At 47.8% G+C, this 21,365-nt stretch carries 15 protein-coding genes and 2 tRNA genes; 1 reads left to right on the top strand and 16 read right to left on the bottom strand.

The window, feature by feature from the left end; genetic code table 11:
* Window positions 1-63: 63 nt before the first annotated feature.
* From ACDJ59_RS04990 to pyrR, 16 genes are all read right to left on the bottom strand, one after another.
* Entirely contained in the window at window positions 64-489 is a 426-nt protein-coding gene (locus tag ACDJ59_RS04990) for a hypothetical protein (protein WP_413407854.1), read from the bottom strand.
* Between the two features lie 179 nt (window positions 490-668).
* Window positions 669-742: transfer RNA gene (locus tag ACDJ59_RS04985), tRNA-Ile, on the bottom strand.
* A 56-nt stretch (window positions 743-798) separates the two neighbouring features.
* Window positions 799-872: transfer RNA gene (locus tag ACDJ59_RS04980), tRNA-Met, on the bottom strand.
* Between the two features lie 71 nt (window positions 873-943).
* Window positions 944-1,135 carry a hypothetical protein gene (locus ACDJ59_RS04975; RefSeq protein WP_047843730.1) on the bottom strand — a complete coding sequence of 64 codons (192 nt, stop codon included), beginning with the start codon at window positions 1,133-1,135 and terminating at the stop codon, window positions 944-946.
* A 106-nt stretch (window positions 1,136-1,241) separates the two neighbouring features.
* A complete protein-coding gene (locus ACDJ59_RS04970) occupies window positions 1,242-2,693 on the bottom strand; it encodes an ABC transporter substrate-binding protein (protein ID WP_047843731.1) in 1,452 nt (483 codons plus the stop codon).
* Window positions 2,694-2,713: 20 nt separating this feature from the next.
* Window positions 2,714-3,577 carry an ABC transporter ATP-binding protein gene (locus ACDJ59_RS04965; protein ID WP_036614799.1) on the bottom strand — a complete coding sequence of 288 codons (864 nt, stop codon included), beginning with the start codon at window positions 3,575-3,577 and terminating at the stop codon, window positions 2,714-2,716.
* 2 nt (window positions 3,578-3,579) lie between these two features.
* Complete coding sequence (locus ACDJ59_RS04960) at window positions 3,580-6,501, bottom strand: ABC transporter permease (protein ID WP_413407853.1); 2,922 nt, start codon at window positions 6,499-6,501, stop codon at window positions 3,580-3,582.
* A complete protein-coding gene (locus tag ACDJ59_RS04955; protein WP_413407852.1) occupies window positions 6,501-7,610 on the bottom strand; it encodes an efflux RND transporter periplasmic adaptor subunit in 1,110 nt (369 codons plus the stop codon). Before ACDJ59_RS04955 ends, ACDJ59_RS04960 begins: the two co-directional genes overlap by 1 nt.
* The gene (locus tag ACDJ59_RS04950; protein ID WP_413407851.1) at window positions 7,573-8,502 is read right to left on the bottom strand and encodes an ABC transporter ATP-binding protein; all 930 of its coding nucleotides are present in this window, start codon (window positions 8,500-8,502) and stop codon (window positions 7,573-7,575) included. The genes ACDJ59_RS04955 and ACDJ59_RS04950 overlap by 38 nt, the downstream gene beginning before the upstream one ends.
* Before the next feature lie 290 nt (window positions 8,503-8,792).
* A complete protein-coding gene (pyrE, locus tag ACDJ59_RS04945) occupies window positions 8,793-9,434 on the bottom strand; it encodes an orotate phosphoribosyltransferase (RefSeq protein ID WP_036674850.1) in 642 nt (213 codons plus the stop codon).
* Window positions 9,431-10,198, bottom strand: a complete 768-nt coding sequence (gene pyrF / locus ACDJ59_RS04940) for an orotidine-5'-phosphate decarboxylase (RefSeq protein WP_413407850.1) — start codon at window positions 10,196-10,198, stop codon at window positions 9,431-9,433. Before pyrF ends, pyrE begins: the two co-directional genes overlap by 4 nt.
* Before the next feature lie 75 nt (window positions 10,199-10,273).
* Window positions 10,274-13,492, bottom strand: coding sequence for a carbamoyl-phosphate synthase large subunit (gene carB, locus ACDJ59_RS04935; protein WP_100527071.1), 3,219 nt, complete (start codon window positions 13,490-13,492; stop codon window positions 10,274-10,276).
* A 1-nt stretch (window position 13,493) separates the two neighbouring features.
* Complete coding sequence (gene carA, locus ACDJ59_RS04930; protein ID WP_047843735.1) at window positions 13,494-14,636, bottom strand: glutamine-hydrolyzing carbamoyl-phosphate synthase small subunit; 1,143 nt, start codon at window positions 14,634-14,636, stop codon at window positions 13,494-13,496.
* A 428-nt stretch (window positions 14,637-15,064) separates the two neighbouring features.
* On the bottom strand, window positions 15,065-16,369 hold the full coding sequence (locus ACDJ59_RS04925) for a dihydroorotase (RefSeq protein ID WP_413407848.1): 1,305 nt from the start codon (window positions 16,367-16,369) through the stop codon (window positions 15,065-15,067).
* Window positions 16,370-16,495: 126 nt separating this feature from the next.
* A complete protein-coding gene (locus ACDJ59_RS04920; protein WP_413407847.1) occupies window positions 16,496-17,407 on the bottom strand; it encodes an aspartate carbamoyltransferase catalytic subunit in 912 nt (303 codons plus the stop codon).
* Entirely contained in the window at window positions 17,407-17,970 is a 564-nt protein-coding gene (gene pyrR / locus ACDJ59_RS04915) for a bifunctional pyr operon transcriptional regulator/uracil phosphoribosyltransferase PyrR (protein ID WP_017687330.1), read from the bottom strand. The genes ACDJ59_RS04920 and pyrR overlap by 1 nt, the downstream gene beginning before the upstream one ends.
* 708 nt (window positions 17,971-18,678) lie before the next feature.
* On the opposite strand from pyrR, the gene ACDJ59_RS04910 reads away from it, so the two are divergent.
* Entirely contained in the window at window positions 18,679-21,354 is a 2,676-nt protein-coding gene (locus tag ACDJ59_RS04910; protein ID WP_413407846.1) for a YhgE/Pip family protein, read from the top strand.
* Window positions 21,355-21,365: the final 11 nt, after the last annotated feature.

Here is a 21,365-nt window from a genome sequence, read left to right as displayed (position 1 = left end):
CTGAGATTTCCTTCATTTAAGAAGAATACTAATCTAGTTTCACTTAGGCATGGGCGCTCAATATTAGTCGGAATACAACACTCCGTCAAAGTTCTCAGGACCTACACGGATCGTACCGAGCAAGTTGGAACTAACAAATGCAGTGTACGTCAATTGAGGCGTGATAGGCGGATTGAAGTCATCTGCAGAGAACGTAATAATCTGAGGTGCAAGGACACTCAAGCTGAACGTAGAAGTTACGGAATAAATCACAGGGTCCGTAGCCAAAGTTCCCCTAACAATTGTAATGGTTATACCAGCGAGTGCCAAAGGAAGTTGCACAGACACCGTTCCTTTGAATTGTACCCGTGGGTTAGCTCCAATGCTGCCACCTGTAACTAGACCAATCTGGCCAAATAATTGTGGTGTGTTAATAACCAAGATTGGTATTGCAATAGAGTTAGCCAAACTCGCATTCTGCGAGGTTCTTGCATCAATAAATTGACTCATGAAATCTACCTCCTATGGGTTGGAATAGGATAGTGCGAGATTTGGTAGATGGCATGGACATAAAATGAGATTCGAAAAAAAGGGCATACTAGAAAGACACCATTAACAAGATACCTTCTACTCCAGAGTCTTACATGCAGACAGAAAAAAACCCTTGCTAGGCAAGGGTTTTAAGAGTATGGGCCCTACAGGACTCGAACCTGTGACCAATCGGTTATGAGCCGACCGCTCTAACCAACTGAGCTAAGGGCCCTAGACATAATGTATAACGTGCAGATGATGGCTGTGAATCATCCAAGTGAAACTAAATTGCGGGGGCAGGATTTGAACCTGCGGCCTTCGGGTTATGAGCCCGACGAGCTACCGGGCTGCTCCACCCCGCGTCAGTAAGAAATATTAAAACAGCGACTTAATTAATATACACTATCGACACTCTATAAGTCAAGGGGTAATGTCAGGGAATAAAACGTACACCGTAACGACCTTTACGTGATCGATAAACTTCCACTTCCGCTGGTTCATTATGACCGTAAATCCACCCATCCTGCTCCATACGTTTGGCCAGACATCCTGCCTGAAATTTGGTTGCATACAACTTGCTGAAATATACCCAGTGCATACCGCTCGTCCTTTCCGGAGTCGTCATTTATTCCTGCTTTTTGTAGAATACCCCATTTTCATAAAAATAGCCGCCAAAGATTAAAATCTTCAGCGGCTATCCTTAACTTATGATATGACTACTTCATCAAATCTCATTGAAACGTAGCTTTAGGATCCTTTTTCAATTTCTCCAGCATCTCGTTTCCTTTAGCTGCCCACTCACCAAGCGCTTCTTTTGGTGTCTTTTTGTTCTCTAGTACTTGGTTGAAATATTCCATACCTTTTTCATTCACTTGCCATAAGCCTGGGGATTTTTGATACATTTTATCCAGATTGGTGTTTGTTGGCGGAATCGGCTTCAGCGCATAGAATGCTTGAATGTTATAATCCAGGCCGTCTTTGGGCTTAATGAAGCTCTTCCGTGATACCATCTCATAGCTGCTACGTGCTTTGATCTTAGCCCAGTCCTCACTGTTCATGTACTTGATCAGTTCCCACGCATCATCCGGGTTCTGAGCCGCACTATTAATCGCCATGAGGTTGCTCAGGTAGATGCTACCTCCAATTTCAGGAGCTTCCGGGTGAACTGGAGGTGTTACCACATCCCAATCCACTTTCGTAAAGTCTTTCATTTTATCCGCATTTTTATTGGCATCAATTAATTGATTAATATAGCTGTAATCACCAATAACCATGGCTGACTTGCCACTCAGGAATAGGTCACCCTGTACTGGATCATAACGCCCATTCGGATTCTGATCCTGTGGTTCGTCGCCTTTAGGAATAACTTTGTCAATCGCAAGTTTGCTGATGGTGCTCCACACTTTCTCCCATTGAGGAGAATCTACTGTCATCTTCTCTGCTTTGTCATCAAACGTCTTCAGCTGCAACGAGCTGTAGTACTGCTGCATGGAGTAGTACGGCGAACCACCCTGATATGTCGTGAAGGAGAAACCAAATACATGATCTTTACCTTCACCTTTCGTTAGACGGGTACCCAGATTGAAAATATCGTCCCATGTCATGTTGTCCGTTGGCGGTTCCACGCCTGCTTTTTCAAACATACCCTTGTTATAGAACAGAGCCGATGAGGAGAACGTTGGTGTCAATGCATAAATGCTCTGATCCCCAAGGTCCTTAATTCCCTCCAGTACACTAGGCACGATATCACTGGTATCAAACTTATCTTCCTGCATCAGTGGGTCCAGCTGTTTCACCAGATTCTCCTGAATTAATGATTTCACTGTGGCGGTATCGGCCACGATAACGTCAACCGGGTTATCCCCAGTCATAATCTTCTTCAGACTTTCCATTGTATCTGGAACTTCCGGCTGTTCTTCCGTGTTGCCATACCCATACATACTGCTCTGATCAACAGCAGCTACAATTTCGATGGTTACATTGGGATGTGTCAATTCAAAAGCATCGGTAAATTGCTGACGGAAGTAACTGTCATCCTGTCCTCCCCACAACGTAGCCACACGTAATACACGCTGCTCCGTATCCTTGGCCTCACTTGCCGTACAGCCGGCAATCAGCGGCAGTGCTAGCGTCGCAGTAGCGATGACAGCCAGCACACGTTTTCCCCACATACTATTCTTCATTTCCCAGTTCCCCCTCTTAATTATCTTGGCGGTGTAATGACAATACGTTCACCGTCAAATTCCAATGTCGCCCGGTTATCAATGGATAAGGCCTCCAGATACTCTTTTGGCACCTGAAGTCGTCCTGCACGGTCTATAATGACAAATGCTTCATGGATGTCTGGCATACCCGCCTCGGACAAGTTGTGCTCATCATCCAGATTCGGGTTGCGCTTCACAAACTCGGTACTGGTCAAGCCGTCCCGAATCGCAACGATCCGGTCAACCTTGCCAGCAAGCGTCAAGTCATGGGTAACGATGACAATAGTAACGCCGAGTTCCTTGTTCATTCTTCGGAAAATGCCCATGATTGTATCACATGTCTCGGAATCGACCGAACCGGTGGGTTCATCTGCAAGCAGAATTTTGGGACGATTGGATAATGAGATCGCAATCGCTACCCGTTGTTGCTCTCCTCCTGACAATTGATGCAATTTGTTATGCATCCGATCCTTAAGTCCTACCCATTCGAGCAACTGTTTCGCGTAAGCACGATCACGCTTGCCTCCCAGAATCATAGGAGTCTCCACATTTTCCAGTGCAGTGAGATAAGGCAGCAAGTTACGACCGTTATTTTGCCAGATAAAACCTACCGTATGACGTTTGTATTCGACCAATTGGGCATCTGTCATCTTCAGCAGATCCCAGTCTCCCACAACAGCCGTACCGGCCGTAGGACGATCAAGCCCGCCCAGAATATTCAGCAACGTGGATTTACCGCTACCGCTGTTACCGATGATGGCCATCATTTCACCTTGATTGACAGTCAGGTTGAGACCCTGAAGGGCAACGACTTCCACATCGCTGGATTTAAAAATTTTGACAAGTCCTTCGCATTGGATCACGTTTACCTCTCCTCTCCCATTTTGACTGCCTGGTGAACTCGCAATCTGCGAATCTGCCAGAGCAACATCGTTGCACCAATGACCAGCATCACTACGGTGACCCCATACAGTTGCAACATATCTTGCTGTTCAAACACAATCCGGAACGGAGGTACCTGAGCAGATACATTATCCGTCGTTTGCAAGAATGGCAGGAATAAACGACTGGATACCTGACCAATCCCAATACCTAGCAGGATCGATAGTCCCGCTGTGAACACCTGTTCCAGCAGCAACATGCCGCTCAGTTGTGCCCGGGATAAGCCCATGGCCCGTAATACACCAAACTGCACAACACGTCCGGAAAGGTTGAAGAACCAGTACAGCACGTATCCGATCAATGAGATAATAACTGATACTAGGAATCCAAGGCTCAGAATCCCGAATACGCCACCTCGTGACGGATGTTTAGCCTGAGATACTAATTCGGTGCGGACGTCACGTACAGATGATAACTCAATGCCTTCTGTTGCGAGTTTCTCCATTAGTGGAGCCACTTTGGCATCTGGTTCCATTTTCAGCCATACCTCATAAGGAATCAGAGGCACCTGATCATAGACATAATCCAGATTCGCCACGAAGAATGGCATCTGATCTGGATACTGGGCTGGCCAGTAAGGAATAATTCCGAAGACTACAAATTCAATCGCCTGTCCCTGTACACCCATGGAGACGAGATCTCCAGTTTTCAACTTGAATTTGTCAGCAAATTTGGAAGAGATCAATACAGCGCCTTCATATTTACCAAGCAAGTCAAGGTACTTGTAAGGATGTGCCGGGAACAGATCGTTGCGGAACCATGCCACTTGAGCAAAGTCCACATTATCAATTCCGACCAGCATGCCCTGTCCGCCTGATTTACCAGAGACGATAATATTGCCTTTGGTCTGCAGCACGCGTGCTGCATGTTCAACCCCGTCTAATCTGCGGAACACTTCGAATGGAGGTTCCGAGTAAATGACTTTGGATGGCTGCGAAGAACCGCCGCCACCACCTGGAGCACCTCCACCGCCGTTGCCTCCGCCGGAACCACCACCAGCAGAACCTCCTCCTCCATTGCCACCACCTTGTTGACCTCCACCCGTACCGCCATTCTGTCCGGAACCACCAGGTTTAACCTCAGGTGTCCCTTCCCACACAGTCTGCATAATCACATCAGAACCATAACGGTACAAGGTACGCTCAGTGGAATTCAGATCAATCGTCCGAGCAGCAGCCGAGTTGTACACTCCAAGTCCCAGTGTCAGTACAAGGAGGATCATCAGCGGATAATATGAAGAAGATGAACGCGATAACTGTGTTAATGTCAGATACAACGGGACCGGGAGAAACTTGCGACCGATCAGCTGAATGAGCTTTAATATCCACGGGAACAAGCGCAGGAAGAATAATCCAAGCGCAAAGATCGCGAGTGCGGGTACAAAGAACAGAAACGGCTGTACCTGCAACTGATCCGTTGTCATTCCGGTCTGGAAGGTCAACATCTGACGTTCATAGAACAGGTAGTATCCATATCCAGCCAGACCCAGCAACACAACATCCAGGAACCAGCGTTGCCATACTGGAGCACGGTCTGTCCGTGCTTGCCGCCGCTTGGCAGATACAATGGTTGCCCGTGCATAGGTTATCGCAGGGATAAGTGATGCGATGATCGCAACAAGCACCGCTGCTACGCCCAGGAGAATAGCTTCTTTTGATACACCGATCGGAATAGACTTCCGATCTACGAACGAGAGAAAGCCACTTGCAGAACCGATACTCTTGGCCATAAACCAACCAAGCAACGGCCCAATAACCAGCGCAATAGCGCCCAGAACTATGCCTTCAAGCAGGTAAAGAGAGAAGATCTGCCGAGCTGAAGCTCCACGGCTGCGCAATACCGCAATATCACTCTCTTGCTTTTGTAATGACTGTCTGGCATTCATGGCAATAAAATAAAAGACCATCGCAATCATCGGTGCTGCCAAGGTAAACAACATCGTCTGCAGTTGCAGACTCTGACTGCGGAACTGCTTAAGCAGATCACCAAAGGTGATGTCCACTTTTGTATCTTTCAGCCGCTGGTACAGATCGATATCCAACCTTTCCAACATGGAAGTCAGACCTGATAACTGGCTGGTTTGAATTTCTTTCAGATCAAAGGCATAATACCAACGTGAATTTTGAAGTGGAATCCCTTTTTCCTTCAGTAAAACATCATTAAAAACCGATTCATCCACATAAAGTCCATTCATCATGCCGTCAAACCCTTGTACCCAGTAAGGGCTGTTCGGATCATCTGCCTTGAAGGACCCCGTAATCTTCACACGTAACGTGATATCAAGACCGCTATACACCGGATATTCCAGAATGTCACCGATATGCAGGTCGTTACGGTACATGCCCTCTTCCAACATGACTGCCTCGATCGTGTCATCTTTGACCTGGTTTCCAGGTTTCACCCCGGCAGAGTAATTCACCTGTGCATCCAGCCCACTCATCGTACCCAGACTCATACTGCGCGCCCTGCTGGCATCCACTTTGGTTGGATCTTCCGGGCTCACCTCTGTGCTGCGAATGGATCTCGAATTCACATACGTATGAAAAGGAAACCCAATGTCGCGAGGAACATCCTCACGAATATAACGATCTACTTCATCCAGACCCCGTGTGTCTGTCTTCACGCCACCGGGTGCCTGATAACTCATCAGCAACGAACCGGCTGGCAACCCTTCACTGTTATCCTGCAGCGTTTGCGCGACGACCCGTTTCAACGCACCATCGGCATACATTGGAATACTGACGGTGAACGCTACCGCCACAATCAATCCGATCAGTGTGCTGAAGGTCATCCAGCGCGTGTTCCACATTTTGCGGAACAACAGCCGAAGCAATGGCAGCCCCATTAGCGTCCCACTACTTTCTCGCCTACGGTCAGACCTTTCAGAATCTCGACATCTGTCGACGTCTGCTGTCCAACTTCAACGTCCACTTCACGCTTGCTGCCATCACTCTCCACCACTTGTACATACGTTCTTGAACCGATGGAGCGTAAAGCGGATACAGGAATCACAATCGCGTTCTCGGTACGCTGCGTTACAATCGAGACCGACAGTGGTGTGCCACGTTCGACGCCTTTTGGCATTTTTGCAAGTGTAACGATGACATACTTATCCAGCGTTTCCTTGGTTGGAGGCGTACCACCTTCACCCGCCCCTTCGCCACTGCCGCTTCCCGATGCTTCCGCAATAGGCATAACTTTAATTTTGCCAGCGACTTTACCAGCTCCATTAATATCTACTTCTGCCTTCATACCAGCCGAGAACTTCTCCAGATCTTCCTTGGCAAAGGTAGCTGCCACAACCAGATTCGATGTATCCGCAATCGTAGCAATCGGATCATACGCTTTCACCGCTGCACCCTTCTCTACCTGCACAGCAATAACGGTGCCGCCAAACGGAGCGGTCAACGTGGCTTTACCCAGTTGTTCCTCCAAATCAGCGAGTTCCTGGCGCAGTTCTTCAAACGCAATCGTTGCTTCTTCAAACTCCACCGGGTCCATCTCATCCTTCTTGCGGAGTGTTTCTTTCATTTGAACTTCGGATTTGCGAATAGCCAGTTTCTTGCCCCGAATCTCCTTCTCCACACTCTCCACATCGAGCACCGCGAGAAGTTGACCCTTTTTCACTTTATCCCCTGGTTTAACATTTAATTCTTTGACATGCATGCCATCAAGCGTGAAGTACACCTTCTCTTCCCGCTGACTCATCATCTTGCCACTACCACTTACTTTTTTCTCCAACGTTTCCGTCCGGACTTCATATTCCGGTTTCTTGGAGATCGTTGGTGGTGTGATAGGCGGAAGCACTTCTTCCTCTGTTTCTGACGGCAGCAATGAGCAGCCGGACATCGTTGCAACCATTATCGCACCAAGTACAATAAGTGCTGCGCGTTTCCCCCTCTTCGGAGCGGCCCCTTTACTTGATAAATCTGCCGTCCGCCATTTCATAAACATGGTCCGCAACCTCCAAAATTGTAGGATCGTGTGTAGTCATACATATTGTTACTTGTTCTACTTCAATAATATTGCGGAATACGGCCATGACCTGAGCGCCCATCTTGGAATCCAGTTCCGCTGTAGGCTCATCCGCAAGCAACAATCTGGGTCTATGGGCAATCGCCTTGGCTATAGCCACCCGCTGTTGCTCTCCCCCGGACATCTCGAAAGGTCGGTGCTTCACCCGTTTGGATAGTCCAACCAGATCCAGACAGTGACCAACCCTGTCCTTCCACTCCGCTCGCGGAACGTCCGCCATGCGCAGCGACAGTTCTACATTTTCCCAAGCAGATAATAAGGGCATGAGTGCATATGCCTGGAAAATAAAACCGATCTCTTTGCGCCGCAAAGCGGTCCGCCGCCGGTCTCCCCAATCCTGAAGAGGCTGACCAGAGAACAGAATGTCTCCACTTGAAGGCTGATCCAGTCCACCGAGCATATTAAGCAGTGTTGTTTTGCCTGAGCCCGATCGCCCCTTCAGCATGACCAGTTGTTGCGGATTCACTTCCATATCAATGCCTTTAAGCACATGGATAATGCGACTGCCTGTCTGGAAACTGCGATGCACGTTACGCACCTCCAGTACAGGTCCATCATATGGAGGCAGCATATCCTTCTTTGGTTTGATCTTCTTCTGGGGTTCATCAACGGTAGTGACAGCAGTCGCAGCCACTTCATCTGAAGCGATTTCACTTTCAGGTAACGGAGGTTTACTCGTCAGGTAATCGTGTTCATTGTTGTATGTATTTTCCCCCGACTCCGTCGATGCCTCCAACGGCGTTTCCCCCTGTTGATGTTCATCGCCTGACTGGCTCTTGGCAGGTCTTTTTCTGAGAAATAAATTCTTCATGCCAGCAATCACGCTCATCCTTTCTTGAAATCCCGTTCATTTCTTCAAAAAACCTAAAATTAGAAATCTGTTCCAACCTACACTGAATTATAAACGACCGATCACAACTAAAAGTTACAAGCTTTTTACAACGGTACAGTGAAAAAGTTAATATTTTGATGAACAAACAAAAAAAGCACCCCAAAGTGCGGGATGCCTCTTGCATATTCGATGGTTTTGCCGCTATGACGGCAATCATTACAATTTTGATACCGTTCATTCCTGAACATTTTTTCGAGGTATCAATGATATTATTTACCAAATGAAGAAGGATCTTCACGCCAGGATTTAAGCAATTCAAAGTCACTCTCCTGAATCGTTCCCTGAGCCAAAGCCACATCCATCAGCGCGGTGTAATTAGATAGAGTCTGAAGTGGAATTCCAGCATCTTCAAATGCTTTAACACCTTTATCCAGCTGGTAGCTGAAAATGGCAAGTACGGCGAGAGGTGTTGCGCCTGCTACACGTACGGCTTCGGCTGCTTTGATCGAGCTTCCACCTGTGGAGATCAGATCTTCAATGACAACCACTTTCTGTCCTTCGGTAATCAGACCTTCGATCAGGTTCTCTTTGCCGTGTCCTTTCGCTTTATCGCGAATGTAAGCCATCGGCAGATTCAGCTTCTGAGCAACCCAAGCGGCATGCGGAATACCTGCGGTTGCTGTACCTGCGATGACTTCTGCATCCGGGTATTGGTTACGAATGATCGTTGCAAAGGCTTCAGCGATATCGTTGCGAATCTCGGGATAGGACATCGTTAAGCGGTTATCGCAGTATATTGGTGATTTGATGCCAGATGTCCATGTAAATGGCTGCTGCGGACGTAACGCCACGGCTTTAATTTTCAACAGTTGGGAAGCAATATGATTCGGAATCTCATTCAGTTCGATCATGCGTTCAACATCTCCTTCAAAATGGTTTCTACCGCTTCACGCGGATTGGGAGCACCTGTAATGGGTCTGCCTACAACAATGTAATGACTGCCTCTGGCGATGGCTTCACCCGGCGTCAAGACGCGTGTCTGATCTCCCAGACCACTACCCGCTGGACGAATTCCTGGTGTAACGGTGTGAAAAGCACTGCCACACGCTGCCCGAATTGCGGGCACTTCCAGTGGAGAAGCAACAACCCCATCCAGTCCGGCCTCTTGGGCCAGTCCTGCATAATGGACCACAGCAGCCTCCACACTTCCCGGGATGCCAATCTCGTTATTCATCGTTTCCAGACTTGTACTGGTGAGTTGGGTGACTGCAATGATCTCGGGCTTGCTAAGGGAAGGATCGGCAGCGATTGCTGCCTCAGCACCTTCACGTGCAGCACGCATCATGAGGGCTCCACCCGCTGCATGTACATTGAACATGTCTACACCCAGACGCGTGATACTCTCAGCTCCGCCACGAACGGTGTTGGGAATGTCATGCATTTTCACATCCAGAAAAACGGAGTAGCCTTTGGTTTTCAGCTCCCGAATAAAGTCAGGTCCTGCTGCGTAGAACAGCTGCATACCCACCTTGAGATAACAGGGAATGCCCTCAAGAGCTTGTACCAATTCTTGAGCTTCTTCCGCTCCAGGATAATCCAGTGCCACCATCAGACGGCTAGCCATTTCATTGAAATTCGTGTGATTCATCACCAGCGCTCCCCTCCACTTGCTCATTTTTCCGTTTTTGCCCGATATAAAGGACATCCCGCCAACCCGCAGGCTGACTGATGTCCTTCATCAGAGACTTATTTATTTTACAGAGACAGGCATTGCTTCCGAAGAGAAGTTGATCGTTTGCAGCATGATCAGCAGCGCACGAATCGTATCCAATGAAGTCATACATACAATGCCGTTTTCTACCGCTTCACGACGAATTCGGAATCCGTCACGTTGCGGTGTTTTGCCTTTGGTGAGTGTGTTGAAGACAAAGTTCGCTTCGCCGCTACGGATCATATCCAGAATGTTCGGCGAACCTTCACTTAATTTGTTCACAGTCGTTACCGGAATGTTCGCTGCTTCAAGCGCAGCTGCTGTTCCGCCGGTAGCCATGATTTTGTAACCCAGTCTGTAGAAACCTTCGAGCAAAGGAACCGCTTCGTCTTTATCTTTGTCTGCTACAGTTACTACGATCGCTCCGGTTGCCGGAATTTTCATTCCTGCACCGATGAGACCTTTGAACAACGCTTTAGCGTAATTCGGGTCACGGCCCATAACCTCACCTGTAGACTTCATCTCAGGTCCGAGGGTTGGTTCTACACGACGCAGCTTCGCGAAGGAGAAGACCGGAACTTTAACAGATACATGATCCGATTCAGGCCACAGCCCGTCAACATAACCAAGATCTTTTAGTTTCACACCCAGAATGGCTTGTGTTGCCAAGTTCGCCATCGGAATGTTGGTTACTTTGCTCAGGAATGGTACGGTACGGGATGAACGCGGGTTCACCTCGATAATGTACACTTGGCCATCATGGATAACAAACTGGATGTTGACCAAACCTACCGTTTTCAGTTCTTTCGCAATTTTGATTGTAATCTCTACAATTTTCTCTTTCAAATCCTGGGACAGATGTTGAGGAGGATATACCGCGATGGAGTCACCAGAGTGAACCCCTGCACGCTCGATATGTTCCATGATTCCCGGAATCAATACCGTTTCACCATCACAGATGGCGTCAACCTCAACTTCTTTACCCATCATGTAACGGTCGATCAGGACCGGATGCTCCGGATTGATTTTAACCGCCTGTTCCATGTATGTCAGCAATTCAGCATCGGAGTATACAATCTCCATCGCACGACCGCCGAGTACATAGGAAGGACGAACCAGTACCGGGTAGCCCAGACTTTGAGCTGTTTCTACTGCATCATCAACGGAAATGACCGTTTTACCTTTTGGCTGTGCAATCTCCAGACGGGAGAGCAGACGCTCGAACTTCTTGCGATCCTCCGCCTCATCGATGCTTTCCAGATCCGTTCCGAGAATGGTTACACCTGCATTACGCAGTGGTGCTGCCAGGTTGATGGCCGTTTGACCACCGAACTGTACGATAACCCCTACTGGTTTCTCCTGTTCAATCACGTTCATGACATCTTCGAAGAAGAGCGGTTCAAAGTACAGGCGATCCGATGTATTAAAGTCCGTAGACACCGTCTCCGGGTTATTGTTGATAATCACTGCTTCATAGCCTGCTTTTTGCAATGCCCATACTGCGTGTACAGTAGAGTAGTCAAACTCAATCCCTTGACCGATCCGGATTGGTCCTGAACCCAGCACCACAACTTTTTTCTTGTCTGAAGGAATTACTTCATTTTCTGTCTCGTAAGTTGAGTAGTAATATGGCGTTGTTGCTTCGAACTCAGCCGCACATGTATCTACCATTTTGTACACTGGGCGCAGGTTCTCTGCTTCCCGACGAGTTCTAACTTCCGCTTCAGTTGTTAATGTGCCTCCAGGTTGACCTTGCGCACGCAATTCAGCAATGGCACGGTCTGTGAATCCAAGGCGTTTCGCTTGATACAGAATGTCGGAAGACAATTCGGATTCTTCGCGAATGCGATCTTCGAATGCGATCAGACCTTCGATTTTGTCCAGGAACCACCAGTCAATCTTGGTCAGATCCTGTAGCTGTTGCAACGTATATCCTCTGCGGAATGCTTCGGCAATCAGGAAGATACGCTCATCATCTGCTTTGATCAGACGCTCGTTCAGGGTAGCTTCATCCAGCGTTTCGGCATCCTTCAGGTAGAGGCGATGTACGCCAATTTCCAGGGAACGAACTGCTTTGTGGATCGACTCTTCGAATGTCCGGCCAATAGCCATTACTTCGCCTGTTGCTTTCATCTGAGTTCCCAGTTTACGGTTCGCCGAGATGAACTTGTCGAATGGCCAGCGTGGGATTTTGCTCACGATATAATCCAGCGTAGGCTCGAAGCAAGCATACGTTTGGCCCGTTACCGGGTTCACGATTTCATCCAACGTGTAACCCATCGCAATTTTGGCAGCCATTTTTGCAATCGGATAACCCGTTGCTTTGGAAGCCAGAGCCGATGAACGGCTTACCCGTGGATTTACTTCAATAACATAGTATTGGAAGCTGTGTGGGTCCAGTGCAAACTGTACGTTACATCCACCCTCGATATTCAGGGCACGGATGATTTTCAAGGAAGCTGAACGCAGCATTTGATATTCACGGTCCGACAATGTTTGGCTTGGTGCTACGACGATACTGTCACCTGTATGAATACCTACCGGGTCAAAGTTTTCCATGTTGCAGACAACGATACAGTTATCGTTTTTGTCTCGCATAACCTCATACTCGACTTCTTTCATACCTGCAATGCTCTTCTCGACCAGACATTGCCCAATCGGGCTGTAACGGATTCCCGCTGCCACCGTCTCGCGTAGCTCTTCTTCGTTCGCACAGATTCCGCCGCCTGTTCCGCCCAGTGTATAGGCTGGACGCACGATGATTGGATAACCAATCTCATTTGCAAATTCAAGTGATTCTTCAAGTGTCGTTACGATTACACTCTCTGGTACAGGTTGTTCCAATTCACGCATCAGGTCACGGAACAGATCACGATCTTCCGCTTTCTCGATGGATGTTAACTGTGTTCCGAGCAATTTCACATTTTCACGTTCCAAAACTCCGGCACGTGCCAGTTCCACAGCCATGTTCAGACCTGTCTGACCACCCAGTGTTGGCAACAAACCGTCTGGACGCTCCTGACGAATGATTTGAGTCACAAAATCCAGTGTGATTGGCTCAATATAGACTTTGTCAGCCATGTTTGTATCCGTCATAATGGTCGCCGGGTTGCTGTTGATGAGTACAACTTCCACGCCTTCTTCTTTCAGTGCCTGGCAAGCTTGTGTACCGGCATAGTCGAACTCGGCCGCTTGACCGATGACGATTGGACCGGAACCAATCACCAGGATTTTTTTGAGATCTTTGTTAATCGGCATGTTATTGTGCTCCTTTCACTGCGGCTGCCAATACGGCTTGACGCGGCTTTTGCGGGTTAGTGATCTTGTGCTCGCGAATCATCTCGATGAAGCGGTCGAACAGATAGCTGTTGTCGTAAGGACCCGGGGCTGCTTCAGGGTGATATTGAACCGAGAATGCCGGGAATGATTTATGTTTCAGACCTTCAATGGTCTTATCGTTATTGTTGATATGTGTAACTTCCAGGTCCGTGCTCTTCACGGACTCTTCGTTTACGGTAAATCCATGGTTCTGGGATGTGATGAAGCAACGTCCGCTCTCCAGTTCTTTCACCGGATGGTTTCCACCGCGGTGTCCAAACTTAAGTTTTTCGGTGTCTGCTCCTGCCGCAAGTGCGAACAACTGGTGACCCAGGCAGATGCCGAAGATCGGGTATTCGCCAAGCAGTTCACTGATCATGTTAACCGCGTGAGGTACGTCTTTCGGGTCCCCAGGGCCGTTGGACAGTTGAATTCCGTCCGGGTTCAGGCGACGAATCTCATCTGCTGTTACATCGTGTGGAACAACAACAACATCACAGTTACGTTTGCTGAGTTCGCGCAAGATTCCTGTTTTAGCACCATAATCCACGAGCACAATACGCTCAGCCGTTCCCGGGCTGTTGTAGACATGCTCTGTAGAAGTCATTGGCACCTGGTTACGCAGCTCGGCAATGGTAGTGTCTCCCATCATCTCCAGCAGTTCTTCCACAGGCTTCGATCCTGTTGTGAGAATTCCCTTCATTGTGCCGTGGTGACGAATCCGGCGAGTCAACATGCGTGTATCAATTTCACTGATTCCTACGATGCCGTATTCCTTGAGCAGATTGTCTACGCTGTATTCCGCACGCCAGTTACTCGGCGTTGGCTCATGACGACGCACAACGAAACCGTGTACGTATGGACGAATCGACTCAAAGTCATCACGCGTAATGCCGTAGTTTCCGATCAGCGGATACGTCATGGTTACGATTTGACCGCAATAGGAAGGATCCGAAAGCACCTCTTGATAGCCTGTAATTCCCGTATTAAAAACGACCTCACCTGTAGTTTCACCTTCAGCACCAAATGCTTTCCCGGTGAACAGTGTGCCGTCTTCCAACAATAATCTTGCCTGTGCCTGCATCCCATTTCACTCCTCTGTGTTTATCAACGTTGAATACTTTGAGTTGAACATGGGGGACGTTACGTATGGTGTGGCTCCGTGGGCAGAAAACCCTTTGATCGCTGTTATCCCCGGATTACTTTGATCCCATTCTTCAAATGGAATAATCCGGTGATAAAGGCGAACGCTTTGCTTCTTCGGGTTCTTTCTGCCCACTCCGCAGTTACGTTTGTGTCCATGTTCAAAAACATTATTCAACTGTGTTTTGTTTCGTATGTTAGACTCTCGGCATGATTTGCCTCGAGTTAGTTGAAAAGATGTTACTTGTGTAAAAGTTAAAGATTAAGTTTTAGAGTTAAAAAGATTTGTTGTTTTGAAAAAGTAAAGAATTACTGTTACTGAGTTAAAGATATAGAGTTACTGATTTATCAATTTACTAAATTACCGTTTTACTGTTGTACCGTGTTATGCCACACGCTTTTGCCATCCACCCATGTTTGTACGGCCCAGCCTTTCAGCTTCCAGCCTGTGAATGGGGTGTTTCTTCCTTTGGTTGCAAACGTTGCAGGATCAACTGCTTTTTCCTCGTTCAGGTCAATCATCGTGATATCCGCTGGTGCTCCTTCTTCCAGTTTGCCTGTATCCAGTCGGAATACACGTGCCGGATCAGCTGTCATACGTTTAACCAGGAAGTCCAAGCTCCACAGTCCTGTTTCTACAAACTTGGTGTACAGCAGCGGGAAGGCTGTTTCGAATCCTACGATTCCGAAAGGTGCCAGCTCCATGCCTTTGGCTTTCTCTTCTTCACTGTGTGGCGCGTGATCAGTTACGATCATATCCAGCGTGCCGTCTAGCAAACCTTCGATACAAGCCTGCACATCGCGTGGTGAGCGTAGCGGCGGGTTCATTTTCCAGTTGGCATCCATGCCCGGGATATCTTCATCCGACAACACCAGATGGTGCGGACATACCTCAGCAGTTACTTTAATACCAATGGACTTCGCCAGACGAATCAGACGAACCGATTGCTCTGTACTTACGTGACAGACATGGTAGTGAACTCCTGTTGCTTCTGCGAGCAAGATATCACGGCCAACGTGAATGGCTTCGGATTCATTTGGAATCCCTTTGATGCCGTGGCGCTTCGAAAACTCACCTTCCGTCACATATCCACCAACAACCAGTGAGTCATCTTCACAGTGAGCGATCACTGGCATATCCATGCTTGCTGCGAGGTTCATCGCATCCTTCATCATTTGAGCGTTTTGTACGCCTACACCGTCATCTGTGAATCCAATAGCGCCTGCTTCTTTTAATGCGGCAAAATCGGTAAGTTCACGACCCAGTTCATTTTTTGTAATGGCTGCATAAGGCAACACTTTAACCAGATCAGCTTCTTTCGCCTTATCCAGTACCAGCTTCACAACTTCCGCTGTATCTGTAACTGGTCTTGTGTTCGGCATGCAAGCGATTGTTGTAAAACCACCTTGTGCTGCTGAACGGGCACCTGTCTCGATCGTCTCTTTGTGTTCGAATCCAGGTTCACGCAGATGCACGTGCATATCGATCAATCCCGGAATGACCAGTTTGCCTGATGCGTCTGTCACACTTTGCGCTGACTTTTCGGCATCCAGAACGGCTTGGTCTTCCAGACCAGCGATCTTTTTAATTTTACCTTCATCTATAATGATGGTTTTCCGTTCAAGTTCCCCTTGTTGGTTCAAGACGTTCGCGTTTTTTATAATCTGTAGCATAATTGCCCTCCGCTTCGGTTCTGTCCGGCTTACCAGGCAAGCCGGATGATTTTCTTTATCGTGTACTCTCTTATTGCTCTATAAGAACTACCGTACCGTCAGCCTATGACCCACAGCCAGACCCTGTTACAGTTTCATCGCACGTTCCATAACCGCCATGCGGATTGGAACGCCGTTTGCCATCTGCGGGAAGATCCGCGATGCTTCACTCTCCACAACCGCGTCATCTACCTCGACATTGCGATTCACAGGAGCAGGGTGCATGATAATGGTGCTTGGTTTAAGGCGTGATGCCCGTTCTTCCGTCAATCCGTAGTGTTCGCGATAATCCTCAGCTGAAGTAATTAAGCCATGTTGATGACGTTCCAGTTGAACACGGAGCATCATGACTACATCTGCATCCAGCGCTTCTTCAAGACCGACATAAGGAGCATACTCTGCGAGTTCCGGTGCCTGCATCGTTTGCGGTGCACAGAAGCGTACATCTGCACCAAACTTTTGCAGTGCCCACAGGTTGGAACGAGCTACACGGCTATGCAGGATGTCACCAATGATGGAAACACGCAAGCCTTTCAGTTCGCCAAATGCTTTCCTCATCGTGTAGAGATCCAGCAACGCCTGTGTGGGATGCTCATTGTTGCCGTCTCCGGCGTTCACGAGTGGTACATTCACTTTCTGAGCCAGTTGTTGCAGAACCCCTGCCGGTTTCAACCGGATCACGCCTGCATCAATGCCCATCGACTCAAGTGTTCGTACCGTATCGTAGATGGACTCTCCTTTTTCCACACTGGATGCGGCTGCCGTAAAGTTTAGCACTTGTACTCCCAGGCGTTTCTCTGCCATTTCGAAGGAGAAGCGGGTACGTGTGCTGTTCTCGAAGAACATGTTCGCAACAAAGCGTGATTCCAGTACAGGAACCAGTTTCTCTTTCTGCGCTTCCCAGTGAGCCGCTCGGTTAAGAATGGACTCGATTTCTCCTCGACTAAGTTCCTTCAGTCCAAGCAAGCTTCGGTCTCTCAATGCTGTCTGTGTAATCATTATGCTTGCTCCCCCCGGTTCTGAGTGATTTTGACTTCGTCCTGTCCGTCCGTTTCCATGAGTGCAACTTCAATCTCCTCTGATTTGGAAGTCGGCACATTCTTGCCGATAAAATCAGGTCGAATCGGAAGTTCCCGGTGTCCGCGGTCTGCGAGTACAGCCAGCTGAATGTTCTGCGGTCTTCCACAGTCCATCAGGGCATCCATCGCTGCGCGAATCGTCCGTCCGGTATAGAGCACATCATCGAACAAAATCACTTTTTTGTTATGGATCGAGAGGGATTCAGGTGTCATAATCAACATTTCCTTGCGATTCGCTTTATTTTCGTCCAAGCGGTCATCGCGGTAAGGAGTCACATCCAGTTCTCCCCAGGGGACTTTGGCGCCCTCAATTTCTTCAATCTTGGCGGCAATCCGTTCTGCCAGGTAAACCCCGCGTGTACGGATACCGACCAACACACAATCGTCGATTCCTTTGTTTTTCTCCAATATCTCATGGGCAATCCGTGTTAATGCGCGGCGGATCGCCGTCTCATCCATAATGACATGTGTCTCTGTGCTCATGCGTTCAGCCTCCTCAGGATTCCCTTCAGCATCATGGCCCCGTGACGAGGAGAAAAAAAAAGACTCCTTGCCGTGTTTATTGGCAAGGAGTCTCCGAACTTCAGACCGCTCTGAAGAAAGTTTACTCTCGGGGATGCATCGCTTCACTTGCCGCAGCAAAAAAACGATGTATCGTTCACGTTACCTTGCCAGTCTCACGGGACTGATTTAAAGGTGCTATTCATGTCGTTCATATTGCAGGACCTCACAGGGTTCTGTAATCAATATGTCCGTTTGTCTTCATGAATTATGACAGAAAGACAACCCCCTGTCAACACCTCACCATCGCAGGTGAAAACCCTCTGCTACGTTCTTCTTAGAATCAGCAGTTAGGCTGAAAAACATCCATGCACAATACATCTCATTGGTTATTCATAATTATACAACATTTCTGCATATTTATCCATAGGCAAATGAGAAATTTGATATAACCAAAATAAACCTCTTACTGTACTCAAAAGAGATAAAACACTTCTTTTTAGAACAGACAGTGAGTTTCATTTTACGCAATATATGAAGGCTCTGAATTAGTACCAAGTGAAATGGGTACAGTTTATAAACATGAACCCATTTATAGATGCTGCAATAATGCCGATATACATAAGATTCACAAATATACGACATAGAAATAAGATACGCCCTACATTTATGTACATTTAGGAGGAAGTCATGCGTCACATATGGCACGTTTACAAAACAGACTGGTTGCATATTCTGAAGGTTCCCACAGGTGTATTTCTAATTGTGGCTATTATTCTACTGCCCGGGGTGTATGACTGGGTCAACGTGAAGTCCGTCTGGGACCCATACAGTAATACCCAGGGGATCAAAATTGCAGTGACAAGCGAGGACGCGGGTGCGACTGTTGAAGGAACCCATGTTAATATCGGAGACGAACTGGTATCCAGCCTCAAACACAACGAAAAGCTGGGCTGGACTTTTGTGGACCAGGCTGAGGCTAATCGGGGTGTGCAAACTGGAGAGTATTATGCAAGCCTGCTCATTCCGGGGGACTTTTCGTCCAAAATTACAGGTATCGTTGACGGAAAGCTGGAGCGACCGGAAGTAATCTATACCGTCAATGAGAAGGTGAATGCCATTGCTCCTAAAATCACAGGCTCTGGTGTATCTGCCATAACAACACAAATCAATGAGAATTTCACTGAAGCCGTCAGTGAGGCTGTTCTAACCAAGTTGAATGAAGCCGGGGTTGAAATTAACGCCCAGCTTCCAACTTTGCGCAAAATGGAGAATGGCATTTTTACGCTGGAGAAAAATCTTCCGGCTATTCAAGCCGCAGGTCAAAAGGTTCTGGAAGTAGAAAAAGCCATGCCCGAGATTGTAAAAGATGCTCAAAAGATCGTTGAAATCGAGAAAAAACTGCCTGAAATCAATAAAGCAGCACAGTATGTGCTCAAGGTGCAGGAGTATTGGCCACAAATTAATGATGCGGCTTCCGAAGTGCTCACTATCCAAGGGCGGATACCGGATATACAAAAAGCGGTAGAACGCATTCGAGAAGTGGATGAAAACTTTGGTCAGGTATCGGGTGTCATCCAAACGGCACTGGATAAAACCAACAAAGCTCTGTCTATCGTAACGGCAGCAGAGCAAGATTTGGACAAAGTATCACAAATCGCCGGCAATGGGATTGAGCTTGCAGAGGGATTAAATCAGTTCGTGGATTCCAGTGAAGAAGCGTTTCAGACAATTGGCCCGACGATCCGCCAAAATCTGCTGCTGGTGCAGCAGATTACTAACGCTGCAGGAGACGTATTTGCACAATTGCAAAATTCGGATCTTAATAACCTTCCTACAGTGGAAGATCTCGACCGGATTGCTTCACGTTTAGGGATTGCGGTAAAACTCGTGGACAGTATGGCAGAATTACTGGGCAACATCAATAACTTGCTTCCAGACCAACCACTTGCCGATAAAATTACACAACTGAACTCCATTTCAGATAACCTTCAGTTGCAAATCCGCTTGGCTGGCATCATCAGTGATGCCATGCGTCGTAATACAACTCCACCAACAGACGTCATCGCTCAGTTAAATACTCTCTCGAAGGACATCAGCAGCGGGATTGGCAATATCTTAAACACTTATGAAAGTGAAATATCGCCTGCACTTGCAGCTGGTGCGGATAAGCTCAGGTCTATCCTCTCCACTTCAGCAGAAACCCTACAAGGAGCAAAAGATCGTATTCCGGATATTGCGGACATTCTTGCATCTGCCAAAGAAGGAATTACGTTTGGGCAGACCGAGTTGATGAAAATCCAGAGCGAACTGCCTCAAATACAATCTAAGATCCATGAGATATCAGAGACACTCACGAACAAAAGTGAAGGTTTTATCCAAGCTTTGGACACAGTGTCTTCATTAATTCGAAACGATCTGCCCAAGCTGGGAAACAAACTGAACGAAGCAGCTAATTTTGTTCGTAATGATCTGCCTAATGCCGAGAAACAGATAGGCAAGGCATCCGATTTTGTCCAGAATCAGCTGCCGGAGGTCGAAAAAGGAGTACATCGTGTTGCCACGCTGGTACGTGATGATCTGCCAGCATTGGAAAGTGCCATCAGCAAGGCTGCGGACAAGCTCAGGGAAGTTGAAGGTAATAACCAGTTTGCCGAACTTGCCAAGCTTCTGCGCGGCGACATTGAGGAAGAGAGTGCTTTCCTTTCGAGTCCCGTGCAAATCAAAGAACAACAGCTTTACCCGATTCCGAATTATGGATCGGCCATGTCACCATTTTATGGCGTGTTATCCTTGTGGGTTGGCTCAACACTGCTGATCTCCCTGCTTCGTGCCGAAGCTGAAAATCCAGGGGGCAAGTTCCGAGGATATGAATTGTATCTTGGACGTCTCGCTACTTTTCTGACCATTGGGTTACTTCAGGCGATATGCGTCACCCTGGGAGATATTTTAATCCTGGGTACCTATGTCGCAGATAAACTGTGGTTTGTCCTGTTTGCCATGCTGGTGAGTGCCGTATTTGTCACCATAACATACACCCTGCTATCCGTATTTGGAAATATCGGAAAAGGGATCGCCATTATCTTCATGGTGTTCCAGTTCTCCAGCTCCGGCGGTACGTTCCCAATCAGCATGACATCACCCTTTTTCCAAGCATTGAATCCGTTCATGCCCTTCACGTATGCGATCAGTCTGCTGCGTGAGTCGGTCGGCGGCATATTGTGGTCTACTGCCATTAAGGATATTCTGTGGTTGTGTATGTTCATCGCGCTGAGTCTCATTGTTGCTCTCGCTTTGAAACGTCCACTCAGCAGTCTCACAAAACGTTCAGCCGAGAATGCCAAAAAGACCAAAATTATTGCTTAACTCATTTGCTC

This window comes from Paenibacillus amylolyticus (genome assembly GCF_047302515.1).
Taxonomy (GTDB): domain Bacteria; phylum Bacillota; class Bacilli; order Paenibacillales; family Paenibacillaceae; genus Paenibacillus; species Paenibacillus amylolyticus_G.
The sequence above is the reverse complement of the archived record's forward strand: the minus strand, read 5'-3'. Positions and strand labels throughout refer to the sequence as shown.

Bases quoted from the DNA above. Each gene is read 5' to 3' on its own strand.
- ACDJ59_RS04990 (WP_413407854.1), bottom strand. From the start codon at position 489: ATGAGTCAATTTATTGATGCAAGAACCTCGCAGAATGCGAGTTTGGCT.
- ACDJ59_RS04975 (WP_047843730.1), bottom strand. From the start codon at position 1,135: ATGACGACTCCGGAAAGGACGAGCGGTATGCACTGGGTATATTTCAGC.
- ACDJ59_RS04970 (WP_047843731.1), bottom strand. From the start codon at position 2,693: ATGAAGAATAGTATGTGGGGAAAACGTGTGCTGGCTGTCATCGCTACT.
- ACDJ59_RS04960 (WP_413407853.1), bottom strand. From the start codon at position 6,501: ATGGGGCTGCCATTGCTTCGGCTGTTGTTCCGCAAAATGTGGAACACG.
- ACDJ59_RS04955 (WP_413407852.1), bottom strand. From the start codon at position 7,610: ATGTTTATGAAATGGCGGACGGCAGATTTATCAAGTAAAGGGGCCGCT.
- ACDJ59_RS04950 (WP_413407851.1), bottom strand. From the start codon at position 8,502: ATGAAGAATTTATTTCTCAGAAAAAGACCTGCCAAGAGCCAGTCAGGC.
- pyrE (WP_036674850.1), bottom strand. From the start codon at position 9,434: ATGATCGAACTGAATGAGATTCCGAATCATATTGCTTCCCAACTGTTG.
- pyrF (WP_413407850.1), bottom strand. From the start codon at position 10,198: ATGAGCAAGTGGAGGGGAGCGCTGGTGATGAATCACACGAATTTCAAT.
- carB (WP_100527071.1), bottom strand. From the start codon at position 13,492: ATGCCGATTAACAAAGATCTCAAAAAAATCCTGGTGATTGGTTCCGGT.
- carA (WP_047843735.1), bottom strand. From the start codon at position 14,636: ATGCAGGCACAGGCAAGATTATTGTTGGAAGACGGCACACTGTTCACC.
- ACDJ59_RS04925 (WP_413407848.1), bottom strand. From the start codon at position 16,369: ATGCTACAGATTATAAAAAACGCGAACGTCTTGAACCAACAAGGGGAA.
- ACDJ59_RS04920 (WP_413407847.1), bottom strand. From the start codon at position 17,407: ATGATTACACAGACAGCATTGAGAGACCGAAGCTTGCTTGGACTGAAG.
- pyrR (WP_017687330.1), bottom strand. From the start codon at position 17,970: ATGAGCACAGAGACACATGTCATTATGGATGAGACGGCGATCCGCCGC.
- ACDJ59_RS04910 (WP_413407846.1), top strand. From the start codon at position 18,679: ATGCGTCACATATGGCACGTTTACAAAACAGACTGGTTGCATATTCTG.